The following is a 16,327-nucleotide window of genomic DNA, read 5'->3' as shown; positions in this document are numbered from 1 at the left end:
AATTCTTTTGGTTGATAATAAAACTATCGATTGTAATTGGTTGCGGATATTTTATTTACACAAAACTAATTGATAACGAGCAGCTAAAATTTGTTGTTTTTTATAAAAAATTAATAGAAAATGATATTTTCTCCATCAAAAACATATTTTTTCTATCTGTTTTCCCATTATTGAATTGGTTTTTAGAAATCTTGAAATGGAGATCACTTGTCGATCATGTAAAACAAATCTCTTTTATTGAAGCCACAAAGCAATCCTTAGCTTCATTAACAACTTCTTTAATTACACCCAACAGAATTGGGGAATACGGAGCAAAAGCACTGTATTTTAAAAAGCAACATAGAAAGCAAATATTAGGTTTAAATTTAGTAGGTAACTTTTATCAAATGCTTATGACCTTATTTTTTGGAAGTATAGGTTTCTGTTATTTTGTTCTTAGCCATAAAATTGATGTTGATCTTTATCAAATTTTAAAAGTTTTACTCTTAGTATTTATTGTAATATATTTCTTATTATTTCTACTCAAAAGACTTAATTTTAAGGGTTTTACTTTTGAAAAAGCAAGAAGTTTTATAAAAAACATACCTTTAGCACTAAATATAAAAGTTGCTGTTTTATCAATGTTTAGATTCTTGGTTTTCTCACATCAGTTTTACTATTTATTACTCATTTTTAATGTTGATATTTCTTATGTTGATGCAATTTCGTCAATTACCTCTGTATACTTAATTGCTTCTACAATACCAATGTTATCTTTATTTGATGTTGTTTTAAAAGGATCTGTAGCTATTTGGATATTTTCATTTTTCAACATAGAACCTCTTATCATTCTATCTACAACCACTTTAATGTGGATTTTAAATTTTGTTTTACCTGCAATTATTGGTAGTTATTTTGTGTTAACTTTTAAACCTAGTTTTACAAAATGATTTGGCTACTAATTTTCATATTTACTTTTTATGTTATTCTAATTCTTTGGTTGGCAATTGGCTTTAAAAAAGTTAAAGAATTTAAAAAATCAGCATCAGTAAATAAAGCCTTATTTTCAGTAATTATTCCTTTTAGAAATGAAGCTGAAAACCTACCTATTTTATTAAAATCAATCGCAGAGTTGAATTACCCAAAAGAATTGGTAGAGTTTATTTTGGTTGACGATGCTTCTACGGATAACTCTGTTAAAATAATTCAACAATTTATCATTTCAAACGAAGAACAAGGAGAAACCTCAGGAGACCAACAAGTTCTCGATACAATTTCGCAAAAAAGTGAAATCACTAGAACTGACATTCGCATCATAAAAAACAATAGAACTTCCAACTCACCAAAAAAAGACGCTATTACTACCGCAATTTCTCTTTCAAAAAACAATTGGATTGTTACCACAGACGCAGATTGTATTTTACCTAAAAATTGGTTAAAAAGCTTAGATAGCTTTATTCAGAATAATAATGCAAAAATGATAGTTGCTCCTGTAAACTACAAAGCTAAAAACAACTTTTTAGAACAGTTTCAATTATTAGATTTTATGAGTATGCAAGGAACTACTATGGGTGGTTTTGGAATGAATTTTCCTTTTTTGTGTAATGGAGCAAACTTTGCTTACAGAAAAGATACTTTTCTGCAACTAAACGGTTTTGAAGGTAACAACAATATTGCCAGCGGAGATGATGTTTTTCTGTTTGAAAAATTTATAATTGCTGATAAAAAAAGTGTGTTTTATTTAAAATCTAAAGAAGCAATTGTTACTACTTTTCCTGTAAAAACATGGAGTGGTTTAGTGAACCAAAGAACACGATGGGCTGCAAAAACGGGTAATTTTAGTTCTTTAAAAGTAAAGTTAATTGGTTTGCTAGTTTTACTGACCAACTTTATTATAGTTTACTATTTATTGCTTGGAAGCTTAGAAATACTTTTTATCCCTTTTGTCTTAAAATTAATTATTGATTTGTTTTTATTCTTACCAACAATTCAGTTTTTTAAACAGGAAAAACATTTTTATAAATGGTATCTTTTTGCGAGTTTTTTATATCCTTTTTTTAGCCTTCTGGTTATTTTTAAATCTCTCTTTTTTAAATACAATTGGAAAGGAAGACGTTTTAAAAAATAATTTCTACTTTAGGTAAATGAATATAGTCTGCAAACAGGTTTAGCCCTGATTGCAGCAATTGTCTGAGCTCTTTTTTATCCTTTTTCAGGATAAAAAAAGCGAGTGCGAAAAGCAGGAAATAGCTTCTAAAAAATTAAAATAATGCATTCATAATATCTTCGGCTTTGAACCAAAGAATTAAAACGAAAGCTAAAACAGCAATTAAAAAAAGTCCTTTTGTAGGTTTTGATTGCTTTTGTCTTCCAAATTTTCTTTTGAATTCCATCTTATTTTTTTTAATCGTTATTTTTTGTAGTTATTTTAGTTGCTCTTAACATTTCCCTTTTTCCTGGAGGTCCAGGCAAACGCTCTACTGTTAAACCAACTTCTTGCATAGCTCTTCTAACGCTTCCTTTTGCCGAATAAGTTACTAAAACTCCGTTTTCTTTTAATGCTTCAAACATTTTACGAAAAATCTCTACTGTCCATAATTGAGGCTGAACACGAGCACCAAAAGCATCAAAATAAATTAAATTAAACGCATCTTTATCTTCGATATCTTCAAAAAATTGTTTTCTTTTTGTTAGCGAAAAACGATCTGAAATCTGATGCTTTTCTTCCCAAGAAACAGCGTGCATTTTATCGAACAAAGCACTTTCTTTTTCTGCTTTTAAAACAGAAATAAAATTCATATTCTCTACCTCTTCTGCAGTAACAGGATATGCCTCTACACCAACATAGTTTATATTTCTTTTTGCTTCTAAATAAGTAATAAAACAGTTTAAACCTGTACCAAAACCAATCTCTAAGATAGATACTTCTTCTGCTGCAACTAACTTTAATCCGCTATTAATAAAAACATGGTAAGACTCATTAATGGAACCGTTTTTAGAATGATATTGTTCATTTAAATCAGGTAGATTAATGGTTGTAGAACCATCGGAAGTTATTAGAATTTCTCTTTTCAAAATATGTAGACTTATTACTTATTGAAACTAATTTCTTATTTTTTCATTAAAACACCATCAGCCTCAAAAGTAAATTCTTTTTTAGGCTCGGTAATTTGTGCTATTTCTTCTTTAGTTTTCCCTGCATCTTCTGCGTAATGTTGCAATTCTTCTACAGATGTTTCTTGTACAAATGCTTTACCATTTAAAACGACTTCTTTTCCTTGAGAATCTAAAGGCATAAAAAAACCATAATCTTTAAAACGAACCATTGTTTCTGTTTCTTCGCTTAAAGGCAACTTCATCCAACATCCTTTTTTAGAACAAACTTCTTTAATACTAGATGCAAATTTCACATTAATAGTATCACCAGCTTTCATGGTTATAAATTTAGCTAATAACTCTTCTGAAGTAATTGCATTATCTAATTCAATTTTCTCTCCGAAAGATTCATAAACCACTTCTTGTTTTGGTTCTGATGTTTCATTGTTTGCTTTCTTGCCCTCTTTACATGCCGTAAAACCAAGTAAAATAACCAAACAAAAGGATATTACATATTTCATATTTTCTAAATTTATTGAGTATCGAACAAAAGTACATATTTTAATGAGTAAAAGCAATGATTAGTTATATCGTCCGATGAATATTTTATGTACATTTGTCTAATAATTCAATCAAAAAGAATGAAATCTGATATAGAAATTCAACGTATAGAAAAATCGAAGATAGATTCTGTAGATTTTAACAATCTACCATTTGGTAGTGTATATTCTGACCACATGTTAGAGTGTGATTTTATAGATGGCGAGTGGCAAACACCTGTTATTAAACCTTATGCACCTATCTCATTAGACCCAGCTGCAAAGATTTTCCACTACGGACAATCTATTTTTGAAGGTATGAAAGCCTACAAAGACGCAGACGATAACACCATGTTATTTAGACCTTTAGAAAACTGGAAGCGCTTAAATAAATCTGCAGAACGTTTGGTTATTCCAGCTGTTCCTGAAGATGTTTTTATGGAAGGTTTAAAAAAATTATTAGAAGTTGATAACAAATGGATTCCTACAAATGAAGGAAGCTCTTTATACATAAGACCTTTTATGTTTGCTTCTGGAATAGGTTTTCACGCTTCTCCTGCAAATGCATATAAATTTATTATTTGTACTGCTCCTTCTGGTGCGTATTTTTCTGGTAAAGTAAAAGTTTTAATAGAAGAAAAATATGCTCGTGCAGCAAATGGCGGTGTTGGTTTTGCGAAAGCTGGTGGTAATTATGCTGCTCAGTTTTACCCTACACAATTAGCCATAGACAAAGGTTATAATCAAGTTATTTGGACGGATGATAATACGCACGAGTATATTGAGGAAGCTGGAGCAATGAATATTTTCATTAGAATTAATGATACTTTAATCACAAGCCCTACAAGTGATAGAATCTTAGACGGAATTACACGTAAAAGTGTTATTCAGATTGCAGAGGACATGAATATTGATGTAGAAGTTAGAAAAATTACAGTTTCTGAAGTAATTGCTGCTGCGCAAAGCGGTAGTTTAAAAGAAATGTTTGGAGCAGGAACTGCTGCAGTGATTTCTCCTATTGCAGGTTTTGGATACCAAGGTTCTGATTATGATTTACCCGAATTAGAAGTTCCTTTTGCTGGAATTCTAAAGAAAGCAATTACTGATATACAAACAAACCAAGCTGAAGATCCTTACGGATGGAGAGTAATTATTAAGTAAACAATTTACAGTTAAAATATATTATATAAAAGCATCAATTAATTTTGATGCTTTTTTTTTGTACTTAAATCAGAATTAAGTAAAACAGGTAATAACAGAAACTTCACATCTTCTTAAAAAACAAACCATAGACTTATCAAAAACGAAACGTTCACAATTAAAAATAAAGTATTTTTTATTTATATTAACCACGCCAACACAACTACCATGAAAGAGCGAAAGTAAATTGAAAAATTAGATTTCCGTTTTGCTATTCAAAATTATAAAACAATAAAATGAACTTTAAAAAAACGTCTCAAATATTTTTACTGATATTATTAATTTCCTCTAATATTATTAGTCAAACAAGAAAAACTATAGAGCTTTCAGAAAACTGGACTTTTAAAAAAGGTGAAAATAAAAATGCAGAAAAAATAAATTTTAATGATAAAAATTGGCAAAAAGTAACAGTTCCTCATGATTGGGCAATTTATGGCCCCTTTGATAAAGAAATAGACAAACAAGTTATCGCAATTACTCAAAACGGAGAAAAAGATGCTACAGAAAAAACAGGTAGAACTGGTTCTTTACCACACACAGGAACTGCTTGGTACAGAAATAAATTTAATATTTCTGAAACCAATATCAACAAAAAAATAATTTTATTATTTGAAGGCGCAATGAGTGAGCCTCAAGTATTTTTAAATGGAAAAAAAATTGGCGAATGGGCTTACGGCTATAGTTACTTTTATTTTAATATTTCTAAAAATTTAATTTCAGGAGAAAACACTTTAGCTGTAAAATTAACCAACAAAGAGTATGCTTCACGTTGGTACCCAGGAGCAGGTTTATATAGAAAAGTAAGTTTAATCATAAAAGAAAAAGAAAGCATTAATCAATGGGGAACTTTTATTACAACTCCTTTTGTTAGTAAAAGTGAAGCTAAAGTTAATATAAAAACAAAAATATCTAATGAGTCTGGTGTATTAACAACTACAATTTTTGACGCAAATGGAAATGTAGTAAATCAACTCAAATCTGATATTCATTTTAACAATGAATTCGATCAAAACATAAAAGTAAAAAAACCTATTTTATGGAGTCCAGAAAATCCATATTTATACAAAGCAGTCACAAAGCTTTATGTAAAAAATCAATTAAAAGATGAAATCACAACAAAATTTGGGATAAGAGAAATAAAATATGAACCTAAAAAAGGATTTAGTTTAAACGGTAAAATAACTAAATTTAAAGGAGTTTGTTTACATCATGATTTAGGTCCTTTAGGGACAGCGGTAAATACCGCAGCTTTAAAAAGACAACTAACAATTTTAAAAGACATGGGAGTTAATGCAATTAGAAGTTCGCACAATATGCCTTCTTTTGAGCAACTTGAACTTTGTGACGAAATGGGGTTTCTTTTTTTAGCAGAAAGTTTTGATGAATGGGCAAAACCAAAAGTAAAAAATGGCTACAACCGTTTTTTTGATGAATATGCAGAAAAAGATATTGTTAATTTAGTTAGAGCTACCAGAAATCATCCTTCAATTGTAATGTGGAGTTCTGGAAATGAAGTACCAGATCAATGGGGAGCGGAAGGTGTAAAACGCGCAAAATGGTTGCAAGATATTTTTCATAGAGAAGACCCTACAAGACCCGTTACAGTTGGCATGGATCAAGTAAAAGCAGTTATGGCTTCTGGGTTTGGAGCAATTATGGACATCCCTGGATTAAATTACAGAGTACATTTATATGATGAAGCTTATAAAAAATTTCCTCAAGGATTTTTATTAGGTTCAGAAACAGCATCAACAGTTAGCTCTAGAGGCATCTATAAATTTCCTGTAGAAAAAGCAGCTATGAAAAAATATGATGATTTTCAAAGTTCTTCTTATGACTTAGAATATTGTAGTTGGTCTAACTTACCAGAAGATGATTTTATCTTACAAGATGATAAACCTTGGGTTATTGGTGAGTTTGTTTGGACTGGTTTTGATTATTTAGGAGAACCAACTCCGTATGATGAAAGCTGGCCTTCTAGAAGTTCATATTTCGGAATTAATGATTTAGCAGGTCTGCCAAAAGACAGATATTACTTATACAGAAGTAGATGGAATACCAAAGAAGAAACCTTACATATTTTACCACATTGGAATTGGGAAGGAAGAGAAGGTGAAAAAACACCCGTTTTTGCGTATACAAATTACAATAGCGCAGAACTATTTGTAAATGGAAAAAGTATGGGGATTCAAAAGAAAGATCATTCTAGTCCACAAAATAGATATCGCTTAATGTGGATGAATGTAAAATACGAACCCGGAACTTTAAAAGTTGTTGCTTTTGATGAAAAAGGAAACCCTGTTTCTGAAAAAGAAATTCATACTGCTGGCAAACCTGCAAAAATAATTCTTAGCCCAGACAGAAAAATTATAAAAGCAGATAGGAAAGATTTATCTTTTGTTACAGTTTCTGTAGTAGATAAAAACGGAATTGAATGTCCAACAGCAACTAATCAACTTAAATTTAAAGTAGAAGGAAATGCTAGCTATAGAGCAGCTTGTAATGGAGATGCTACTTCATTAGAATTATTTCACCTACCAACAATGAAGCTTTTTAGTGGTAAATTAGTAGTCATTGTCCAAGCTTCAAAAAAAGAAGGAGATATAGAATTAACTGTTACCGGCAAAGGATTAAAAACAGGAAAATTAAGTTTAAGTTCTAAAAAATAGATTTTTAATCTACATTTTAAAAAATGTAACCATCTAAGGGCATTTTTCACTTGAGTAGGCTACTCTCCTCAATTTAATTTAGCTTTTTTATGCCAAACTAGAATTCTAATTAAGTTCCAATTATCTCTATTGTGAATTGTTATTATAAAAAGAGTACGCTAAACCAATATTTTATCCCTTAAAAATAAATTTCTATTTTATTAAGGTAATGAATAAGTAATTAATGGATTAAGCGTAAAATAAATACAAAACACTATTTGTCAATCAAATAAAATACAGTACATTTGCACTCCTTTTTTAAGGAAAATTCAATCATTAATAAACAAAAACTAATAGTGTAATTATGAACACATTAAGTTACAAAACAGTATCAGCAAACAAAGCTACCGTAAACAAGGAGTGGGTTTTAGTTGATGCAGACGGGCAAACGTTGGGTCGTCTAGCTTCTAAAGTAGCAAAGCTAATTAGAGGTAAAAACAAACCTAATTTTACTCCTCACGTAGATTGTGGAGATAACGTGGTTATCATCAACGCAGAAAAAATTGTTTTAACTGGTAACAAATGGAAAGAGAAATCTTACATCCGTCACACAGGTTATCCAGGAGGACAAAGATCGTTAACTGCAACAGAAATGTTTGAGAAAGATCCTACAAGATTAATCGAAAAAGCAGTAAAAGGAATGTTACCTAAAAATATTTTAGGAGCGGCACTTTACAGAAACTTGTATGTATATGCAGGTACAGAGCACAAACATGCAGGTCAAGAACCTAAAGCTATTAACCTTAACGATCTTAAATAATGGATATAGTACATAAAATCGGTAGAAGAAAAACAGCTGTAGCTCGTATTTATCTTTCTGAAGGAACAGGAAACATTACAGTAAACAAAAAAGATTACAAAAACTACTTTACTACTGGAACTTTACAGTATAAAGTACAACAACCTTTAATGTTAACAGAAAACTTAGAATCTTACGATATTAAAGTTAATGTTTACGGTGGTGGTGTAACAGGACAAGCAGAAGCGATCCGTTTAGCTATTACAAGAGCTTTAGTTGCTATCAACGAAGAGCACAGATTGGTGTTAAAACCAGAAGGTTTATTAACTCGTGACCCAAGAATGGTTGAACGTAAGAAATTCGGTCAGAAAAAAGCACGTAAAAAATTCCAATTCTCGAAACGTTAATATTTGTCAGAATTTATTCTGCAATTTATTATATCGAGAACTGTTATTATATTTTAATATTAAACAGTTTAGCATCTAAATAGTTAGGACTCGAAAGACTACCTAACTATTGATTTCAAAACAGAAAGTAAACACATTTAAGAAAATGGCAAACGTAAACATTCAAGAATTATTAGATAGTGGTGTACACTTTGGACACTTAACTAGAAAATGGAACCCAAACATGGCTCCATACATTTATACAGAACGTAATGGTGTTCACATCATCGATTTGTATAAAACAGCAGCAAAAATAGAAGAAACTTCAGAAGCTTTAAAAAAGATCGCTAACTCTGGACGTAAAATTTTATTTGTAGCTACTAAAAAGCAAGCAAAAGATATCGTTGCAGAAAAAGCAAAAGCAGTAAACATGCCTTTCATTACAGAAAGATGGCCAGGTGGTATGTTAACTAACTTTGTAACTATTAGAAAAGCTGTTAAGAAAATGGCTCATATTGATAGAATGAAGCAAGATGGTTCTTTTGATGCATTATCTAAAAGAGAAAAATTACAAATCAATCGTCAGAGAGAAAAATTAGAAAAGAATTTAGGTTCTATTTCAGATATGACTCGTTTACCTGGTGCATTATTTGTAGTAGATATTAAAAAAGAGCACATTGCTGTTGCAGAAGCTCAAAAATTAAGCATTCCTATTTTTGCAATGGTTGATACAAACTCTGATCCTAGATTAGTAGATTTTATCATTCCAGCAAATGATGATGCTTCTAAGTCTATAGACAAAGTATTATCTTATGTTACTGATGCAATTGCAGAAGGTTTATCTGATAGAAAAGCAGACAAAGAAAAAGTAAAAGAAACTAAAGAAGTTGCAGCTCCAAAAGCTGAAGCAGCAGCTCCTAAGACAGAAGTTACTGAAGCACCTGCTGAAGAAAAAAAATAATTCTAACTAAAAAACATACATAACATGGAAACAGTAAAGATTAGTGCTGCTGATGTTAAAAAATTAAGAGAAGCAACTGGAGCTGGAATGATGGACTGTAAAAAGGCATTAGTTGAGGCTGTTGGTGATTTTGATAAAGCAATTGATATTTTACGTAAAAAAGGTCAAAAAATTGCTGCAAAAAGAGCTGATAGAGAATCTACAGAAGGAGTTGCAGTAACAAAAATCAATGCTGATAATACTGCTGGTGTAGCAATCGTATTAGCTTGTGAGACTGATTTTGTTGGTAAAAACGATGCTTTCGTTGAATTAGGAAGTCAATTTGCAGAAATTGCTTTAAATCATGCTGATAAGGAATCTTTCTTAGCTGCTGATTTTGGAGGAATGACTGTTGCTGATAAATTAATTGAGCAAACTGGTGTTATTGGAGAAAAGTTAGAGATAACTGCTTTTGAGAAAATCGAAGCTGCTTATGTTGGTGCTTATACTCACATTGGTAAAATTGCTGCTTTAGTAGGTTTAACTGCTGTAGTAGACAATGCAGACGTTTTAGCTAAAGACGTAGCTATGCAAGTAGCTTCTATGGGTGCATCTTCTTTATCTTACAAAGATTTTGATCCTGCATTTGTTGCTGCTGAAACTGAAGCAAGAATTGCTGTAATTGAAAAAGATAATATTGAATTAGGAAGATTAGGGAAAACGTTGAAAAACGTACCTCAATTTATCTCTATGTCTCAATTATCTGACGAAGTTTTAGCAAAAGCTGAAGAAGCTGCAAAAGCTGAATTAGCTGCAGAAGGAAAACCAGAAAAAATCTGGGATAGAATTTTACCAGGAAAAATGGAAAGATTTATTGCAGACAACACAACTTTAGATTTAGAGCAATGTCTTTTAGACCAAGCTTTTATTAAAGATGAAAAGAAAAATGTTGCACAATATGTAAGTACATTTGGTGATGTTTCTGTAAGTGGTTTCAAAAGAGTTACTTTAGGATAAACATTTATCTTCTATTCTTGTAAATACAAGAATTTAAATATTTAAAACCTCGCATTCTATAATTTTAGAATTGCGAGGTTTTTTTGTATCCCAAAAAAAGGAAACTCAAAAAAAAAGCTTAATTTTGCACAACTTTCAAAATAAACTATGCAATACAAGAGAATTCTTTTAAAATTAAGTGGAGAAGCTTTAATGGGCGAAAGACAATACGGAATTGATCCTAAACGTTTAGCTGAATACGCAAAAGAAATTAAAGAAGTAGTACAAAAAGGAATAGAAGTTGCCATTGTAATTGGTGGTGGAAATATCTTTAGAGGTGTTGCTGGTGCTGCAAATGGTATGGATCGTGTACAAGGAGACCATATGGGTATGTTAGCAACCTGTATTAACGGTCTAGCACTGCAAAGTGCTTTAGAAGATGAAGATGTGCATACGCGTTTGCAAACAGCTTTAGAAATTAAAGAAGTGGCAGAGCCATATATTAAAAGAAAAGCAATTCGTCACTTAGAAAAAGGAAGAGTTGTTATATTTGGTGCAGGTACGGGAAATCCGTATTTTACAACAGATACAGCTGCAGTTCTTAGAGCAATAGAAATAGATGCAGATGCTATTTTAAAAGGAACTAGAGTTGATGGAATCTATGATGTAGATCCAGAAAAGAATAAAGGTGCCATCAAATTTGAAAACATAACTTTTAAAGACGTAATTAAAAAAGGTCTTAAAGTGATGGATATGACTGCATTTACATTAAGTGAAGAAAACAAATTGCCAATTATTGTTTTTGACATGAATACAAATGGAAACTTAATGAAGTTGGTTTCTGGTGAAAAAATTGGTACTATTGTTAATACTCAATAATTAGGTTTTATAAAAATATTTACTGACGATGAACGAAGAAATTGAATTTATTCTTGATTCCGCTAAAGAAGCGATGAATAATGCTATTGAGCATTTAATTAAAGAACTAAGAACTATTAGAGCTGGTAAAGCAACCCCTGCAATGTTAGCAAATGTAATGGTAGATTATTACGGGTCTCAAACTCCGTTAGGCCAAATTGCAAATGTTACTACACCAGACCCAAGAACAATATCTGTGCAACCTTGGGAGAAAAACATGTTACAACCTATAGAAAAAGCTATAATGGTTGCCAACTTAGGTTTTAACCCAATGAACAATGGCGATATTATTATGATAAACGTTCCGCCATTAACAGAAGAAAGAAGAATCGGTTTAGCAAAACAAGCAAAAGCAGAAGCAGAACACGCAAAAGTAGGTATTAGAAATGCTCGTAAGGACGCAAATAATGATATCAAAAAAACAGATGTGTCAGATGATCTTAAGAAAATATCAGAAGCTGATGTGCAAAAATTAACAGATACTTTTATAAAGCAGATAGAAGAAAAACTAGCTGTAAAAGAAGTTGAAATCATGAAGGTTTAAAAAAACCGACACAATAAAAAAAAGAGGGTGTTTCTTAACACTCTCTTTTTATTTACAACAATGTACAATTAATTACAATTTCTAAAATTTAACTTAATGAATTTCTGGACAAAAGTTGCTGGTCTTATCTTAAGAAACCGTTATTTGGTTTTATTAGGTATTGCCATCATTACAGGTTTATTAGCTTCACAAATGAAATATATGAAATTCTCATATACAGAAGCCAATTTATTACCTGAAGATCACATAGCAAATCTAGAATACAATCAATTTTTAGAAATTTTTGGTGAAGAAGGTAACTTAGTTATTTTAGGAATTAAAGATTCTACAGTTTTTACACCTAAAAAGTTTAATGCTTGGAATAATTTAGTACAAAAATTTGATAGCTTAGAGGAAGTAGATTTTACAATTTCTATTGCAGATGTGCAAAAATTAAAGGCAGATAGAAAACAACGAAAATTTGTACTAGAACCTTTGTATGAAAAAGAACCAACAACAACACAAGAGGTTCTAGACATCAAAAAACAGTTATTTGAAAAACTCCCTTTCTACGATAATTTACTATTCAATAAAGAAACAGGTACATTACAAACAGCCATTTATATTAAAAAAGAAATTATAAATACGCCAAAACGTAGAGATTTCATTTTTAATACATTAATACCAACTATAACTAAATTTGAAAAAGAAAATAATGTAGACATTCGGGTTTCTGGGATGCCATATATTAGAACGTTAAATGCACAAAATATTCAAGATGAAATATTACTTTTTGTAGCAGGTGCATTAGGAATTACAGCAGTTATTTTCTTCTTTTTCTTTCGATCTTTTAGAGCAACCTTTATTACACTTTTAGTAGTTATGACTGGTGTTATTTGGGCCTTTGGTTTTATAGGATGGTTCGGTTATGAGATAACAGTTTTATCGGCATTAATACCTCCTTTAATTATTGTTATTGGAGTACCCAATGCTGTTTTTCTAATTAATAAATATCAGCAAGAAATAAAGAAACATGGTCAGCAAGCTAAAGCCTTACAACGTGTAATTTCTAAGGTAGGTAATGCTACTTTAATGACGAACATTACAACTGCATCTGGTTTCGCAACATTTGTCTTTGTAAAAAGTAGTTTACTAAGAGAGTTTGGTATTTTAGCCTCCGTAAACATCATTAGTATTTTTATACTAGCTTTATTAATTATACCTATTTTATATAGTTTTATGCCACTTCCAAAAAAGAAGCATTTAAACCACTTAGAAACAAAGTGGATTGAAAATGTTGTGAATTGGATGGAAAAAATGGTACGAAACAGGAGAATAACTATCTATTTTACCACAGTTATTGTAATAGTTGCGGCAATTATAGGGGTATATAAAATAAAAGTTTCGGGTAGTTTAATAGAAGACATGCCTAAAAGTTTAGAATTTTATCAAGATATAAAATTCTTTGAAAGTGAGTTTGGTGGTATAATGCCCTTAGAGATTTTAGTTGATACTAAAAAGGAAAAAGGAGTCATGAGTTTATCCACTTTAAAAAAGATGGAAAAAATAAATGAAGCCATAGAAGCTTTTCCAGAACTTTCTAAACCAATCTCTATTACCAATGTAGTAAAATACTCTAAACAGGCTTATTACAAAGGGAATCCTAAATATTATCAATTACCAACAAGTCAAGAACAGAGTTACATTTTTGCATATACCAAAAACTCAAATAGTGATGCTAGCATGCTTAAAAACTTTGTAGATTCTACAGGACGCTATGCAAGAATAACTACTTTTATGAAAGACATTGGTACTGAAAAGATGAATGTAATTCAAGAACGTTTAAGAGAGGTAATTGCTAAAGAATTTCCATCAGATAAATATACAGTTTCAGTTACAGGAAAAGCATTAGTTTTTATAAAAGGAACCAATTATTTAATTAAGAATTTAGTTATTTCTTTATCATTGGCAATTTTCTTAATTGCCATTTTTATGGCTTGGATGTTTAGATCTCCACCAATGATTTTTATTTCATTACTGCCTAACATATTGCCATTACTAATTACAGCTGGTTTAATGGGCTACTTTGGTATTCCTATAAAACCATCAACAATACTTGTATTTAGTATTGCGTTCGGTATTTCTGTAGACGATACTATTCACTTTTTAGCAAAATACAGACAAGAATTAATGGCTAATAATTGGCGTGTAAAACCATCGGTTTATGGAGCACTTAGAGAAACAGGAGTAAGTATGTTCTATACTTCTATTGTACTCTTTTTTGGCTTTTTAACCTTTACACTTTCTAGTTTTGGAGGTACCATTGCATTAGGAGGCTTAGTCTCTGTAACTTTATTATTAGCAATGGTTTCTAACTTACTATTATTACCATCATTATTATTAACTTTTGAAAAGAAAATAGCAAACAAGAAAGTATTTAAGGAACCTTCTATAAGAATTATTCCTCCGGAAGAAGATAAATTAGAAGAATAAATATTTAGCTGATATATAAATATTTACTAAAAAAATCAGATGTTATTATTTAACATCCGATTTTTTAATAGAAGAATGAACAATGTTTTAACGATAGAAATTAACAGTATTTTAAGCAAACATCACCTAAAACTACTGTAAATATCATTGCTCATCTTCTCACAAAAAAGTATCTTTACTCCTTAATAAAAAAACATTTTTTGTATATTATACTTAACTTTTTTTGATAAAAAATATTTCTTTTTTTTAAAGATCTGTGACAATCAAAAAATTAGGTTTCTATATAATTCTTCCTAAAAAAAGAGTTTTCTAGAAAAAAACATCAGAATAATACAACCTATTAATAACATATATTTATATCAATATTATAAGAATATGATAAACAGCAACGTAGCCGAACTTTTAAAATCGGAAGGATTATTATTACAAGAAGTAACCCTAAAAGGATGGGTTAGAACATTTAGAAGCAATCGTTTTATTGCTTTAAATGATGGTACTACTATTAACAACATACAATGTGTTATCGATTTTGAAAACACAGATGAAACCACATTAAAAAGAATTACAACTGGTGCAGCTATTTGCATAAAAGGTACTTTGGCTGCAAGCCAAGGAAAAGGACAATCTGTAGAAATTCAAGTTTCAGAAATTGAAATTTTGGGAGACTCTAATCCAGATGAATATCCTATTCAACCAAAAAAACACAGTTTCGAATTTTTAAGAGAAAATGCACATTTACGTGTAAGAACAAATACTTTTAGTGCTGTAATGCGTGTACGTTCTAAATTATCTTTTGCGGTACATCAGTATTTTCAGGAAAGAGATTTTAATTATGTGAACACACCAATAGTTACTAGTTCTGATGCAGAGGGTGCAGGAGAAATCTTTAAAGTAACTACCTTTAAAGACAACGAAGCTCCAGTAAACGAGGATGGTAAAATTGACCATTCTAAAGATTTCTTTGGTAAGGAAACCAATTTAACTGTTTCTGGCCAATTAGAAGCTGAAACTTTTGCAATGGCTTTAGGAAAAGCCTATACTTTTGGACCAACATTTAGAGCCGAAAACTCTAATACTACGCGACATTTAGCAGAGTTTTGGATGATAGAACCAGAGGTTGCCTTTATGGATCTAGATGGTAATATGGATTTAGCAGAAGACTTTATTAAGTATGTGATAAACTATGTTTTAGATAAATGTGCAGATGATTTAGCTTTTCTAGACCAACGTTTAACACAAGAAGAAAAAAGCAAACCACAAGCACAAAGAAGTGAAATGAGTTTGTTAAACAAACTAAAGTTTGTTGTAGATAACAACTTTAAGAGAGTTTCTTATACAGAAGCAATCGATATTTTACGTAATTCTAAACCAAATAAAAAGAAAAAATTTCAATTCCCAATTAATGAATGGGGAGCAGATTTACAATCTGAACACGAACGCTTTTTAGTTGAAAAACACTTTAAATGTCCGGTTATTTTATTTGATTATCCAGCAGACATCAAAGCATTTTACATGCGTTTAAATGATGATGGAAAGACAGTTAGAGCTATGGATGTTTTATTCCCTGGAATTGGAGAAATAGTTGGAGGGTCACAAAGAGAAGAACGTTATGATGTTTTAGCTGATAAAATGAAAACACTCGGTATTGAAGAAGAACTTTGGTGGTATTTAGATTTAAGAAAATTTGGTACAGCAGTTCATTCTGGTTTTGGGTTAGGTTTTGAAAGACTCGTACAATTTACCACAGGAATGAGTAATATTAGAGACGTAATTCCGTTCCCAAGAACGCCACAAAATGCAGATTTTTAAA

15 protein-coding genes are annotated in these 16,327 nt (G+C 30.7%); 12 read left to right on the top strand and 3 right to left on the bottom strand.

Annotated elements, in window-relative coordinates; translation table 11 throughout:
- The first annotated feature begins 11 nt into the window (after positions 1 to 11).
- Together H0I29_RS08600 and H0I29_RS08595 are read left to right on the top strand one after the other, a co-directional pair.
- Positions 12 to 929, top strand: a complete 918-nt coding sequence (locus H0I29_RS08600; RefSeq protein ID WP_254712731.1) for a flippase-like domain-containing protein — start codon at positions 12 to 14, stop codon at positions 927 to 929.
- Positions 926 to 2,107 (top strand): glycosyltransferase, encoded by a 1,182-nt coding sequence (locus tag H0I29_RS08595; protein WP_218755099.1) that lies wholly within the window; start codon positions 926 to 928, stop codon positions 2,105 to 2,107. Before H0I29_RS08600 ends, H0I29_RS08595 begins: the two co-directional genes overlap by 4 nt.
- A 133-nt stretch (positions 2,108 to 2,240) precedes the next feature.
- Here H0I29_RS08595 and H0I29_RS18430 read toward each other — a convergent pair whose 3' ends face one another.
- From H0I29_RS18430 to H0I29_RS08585, 3 genes are read right to left on the bottom strand one after another with little or no spacing between them, the layout of a single operon-like run.
- Positions 2,241 to 2,372: a hypothetical protein gene (locus H0I29_RS18430; protein WP_262887957.1), complete on the bottom strand. Its 132-nt coding sequence runs from the start codon at positions 2,370 to 2,372 to the stop codon at positions 2,241 to 2,243.
- Positions 2,373 to 2,382: 10 nt separating this feature from the next.
- A complete protein-coding gene (mnmD, locus tag H0I29_RS08590) occupies positions 2,383 to 3,054 on the bottom strand; it encodes a tRNA (5-methylaminomethyl-2-thiouridine)(34)-methyltransferase MnmD (protein WP_218755098.1) in 672 nt (223 codons plus the stop codon).
- Positions 3,055 to 3,089: 35 nt separating this feature from the next.
- The gene (locus H0I29_RS08585; protein WP_218732390.1) at positions 3,090 to 3,596 is read right to left on the bottom strand and encodes a DUF4920 domain-containing protein; all 507 of its coding nucleotides are present in this window, start codon (positions 3,594 to 3,596) and stop codon (positions 3,090 to 3,092) included.
- A 120-nt stretch (positions 3,597 to 3,716) separates the two neighbouring features.
- Between H0I29_RS08585 and H0I29_RS08580 the strand changes: the two genes are divergently transcribed.
- The 10 genes from H0I29_RS08580 (at position 3,717) to asnS (ending at position 16,326) form a co-directional block, all read left to right on the top strand.
- Positions 3,717 to 4,775, top strand: a complete 1,059-nt coding sequence (locus H0I29_RS08580; RefSeq protein WP_218732389.1) for a branched-chain amino acid aminotransferase — start codon at positions 3,717 to 3,719, stop codon at positions 4,773 to 4,775.
- Positions 4,776 to 5,050: 275 nt separating this feature from the next.
- A complete protein-coding gene (locus H0I29_RS08575; RefSeq protein ID WP_218755097.1) occupies positions 5,051 to 7,483 on the top strand; it encodes a glycoside hydrolase family 2 TIM barrel-domain containing protein in 2,433 nt (810 codons plus the stop codon).
- A 343-nt stretch (positions 7,484 to 7,826) separates the two neighbouring features.
- Positions 7,827 to 8,282, top strand: a complete 456-nt coding sequence (gene rplM, locus H0I29_RS08570; protein ID WP_208890954.1) for a 50S ribosomal protein L13 — start codon at positions 7,827 to 7,829, stop codon at positions 8,280 to 8,282.
- Complete coding sequence (gene rpsI / locus H0I29_RS08565; protein ID WP_218732387.1) at positions 8,282 to 8,668, top strand: 30S ribosomal protein S9; 387 nt, start codon at positions 8,282 to 8,284, stop codon at positions 8,666 to 8,668. Before rplM ends, rpsI begins: the two co-directional genes overlap by 1 nt.
- A 145-nt stretch (positions 8,669 to 8,813) precedes the next feature.
- Positions 8,814 to 9,608, top strand: coding sequence for a 30S ribosomal protein S2 (rpsB, locus tag H0I29_RS08560; RefSeq protein WP_218755096.1), 795 nt, complete (start codon positions 8,814 to 8,816; stop codon positions 9,606 to 9,608).
- Positions 9,609 to 9,632: 24 nt separating this feature from the next.
- On the top strand, positions 9,633 to 10,604 hold the full coding sequence (tsf, locus tag H0I29_RS08555; protein WP_218755095.1) for a translation elongation factor Ts: 972 nt from the start codon (positions 9,633 to 9,635) through the stop codon (positions 10,602 to 10,604).
- 147 nt (positions 10,605 to 10,751) lie between these two features.
- Positions 10,752 to 11,462 (top strand): UMP kinase, encoded by a 711-nt coding sequence (gene pyrH, locus H0I29_RS08550; RefSeq protein WP_218732384.1) that lies wholly within the window; start codon positions 10,752 to 10,754, stop codon positions 11,460 to 11,462.
- A 28-nt stretch (positions 11,463 to 11,490) separates the two neighbouring features.
- Complete coding sequence (frr, locus tag H0I29_RS08545; protein ID WP_218732383.1) at positions 11,491 to 12,045, top strand: ribosome recycling factor; 555 nt, start codon at positions 11,491 to 11,493, stop codon at positions 12,043 to 12,045.
- A gap of 96 nt (positions 12,046 to 12,141) precedes the next feature.
- Positions 12,142 to 14,517 carry an RND family transporter gene (locus tag H0I29_RS08540; RefSeq protein WP_218755094.1) on the top strand — a complete coding sequence of 792 codons (2,376 nt, stop codon included), beginning with the start codon at positions 12,142 to 12,144 and terminating at the stop codon, positions 14,515 to 14,517.
- A gap of 375 nt (positions 14,518 to 14,892) precedes the next feature.
- A complete protein-coding gene (gene asnS, locus H0I29_RS08535) occupies positions 14,893 to 16,326 on the top strand; it encodes an asparagine--tRNA ligase (protein WP_218755093.1) in 1,434 nt (477 codons plus the stop codon).
- The last annotated feature ends 1 nt before the right edge of the window (position 16,327 follow it).

It is taken from the genome of Polaribacter sp. R2A056_3_33, from assembly GCF_019278485.1.
Lineage (GTDB): Bacteria > Bacteroidota > Bacteroidia > Flavobacteriales > Flavobacteriaceae > Polaribacter.
This window is presented reverse-complemented; position numbering and strand designations above follow the sequence as displayed.

Excerpts from the sequence above, each read along its gene's own strand:
- rpsB (WP_218755096.1), top strand. The coding sequence starts at position 8,814 with ATGGCAAACGTAAACATTCAAGAATTATTAGATAGTGGTGTACACTTT.
- H0I29_RS08580 (WP_218732389.1), top strand. The coding sequence starts at position 3,717 with ATGAAATCTGATATAGAAATTCAACGTATAGAAAAATCGAAGATAGAT.
- H0I29_RS08575 (WP_218755097.1), top strand. The coding sequence starts at position 5,051 with ATGAACTTTAAAAAAACGTCTCAAATATTTTTACTGATATTATTAATT.
- H0I29_RS18430 (WP_262887957.1), bottom strand. The coding sequence starts at position 2,372 with ATGGAATTCAAAAGAAAATTTGGAAGACAAAAGCAATCAAAACCTACA.
- pyrH (WP_218732384.1), top strand. The coding sequence starts at position 10,752 with ATGCAATACAAGAGAATTCTTTTAAAATTAAGTGGAGAAGCTTTAATG.
- rpsI (WP_218732387.1), top strand. The coding sequence starts at position 8,282 with ATGGATATAGTACATAAAATCGGTAGAAGAAAAACAGCTGTAGCTCGT.
- asnS (WP_218755093.1), top strand. The coding sequence starts at position 14,893 with ATGATAAACAGCAACGTAGCCGAACTTTTAAAATCGGAAGGATTATTA.
- tsf (WP_218755095.1), top strand. The coding sequence starts at position 9,633 with ATGGAAACAGTAAAGATTAGTGCTGCTGATGTTAAAAAATTAAGAGAA.
- frr (WP_218732383.1), top strand. The coding sequence starts at position 11,491 with ATGAACGAAGAAATTGAATTTATTCTTGATTCCGCTAAAGAAGCGATG.
- H0I29_RS08595 (WP_218755099.1), top strand. The coding sequence starts at position 926 with ATGATTTGGCTACTAATTTTCATATTTACTTTTTATGTTATTCTAATT.
- H0I29_RS08585 (WP_218732390.1), bottom strand. The coding sequence starts at position 3,596 with ATGAAATATGTAATATCCTTTTGTTTGGTTATTTTACTTGGTTTTACG.
- H0I29_RS08540 (WP_218755094.1), top strand. The coding sequence starts at position 12,142 with ATGAATTTCTGGACAAAAGTTGCTGGTCTTATCTTAAGAAACCGTTAT.
- rplM (WP_208890954.1), top strand. The coding sequence starts at position 7,827 with ATGAACACATTAAGTTACAAAACAGTATCAGCAAACAAAGCTACCGTA.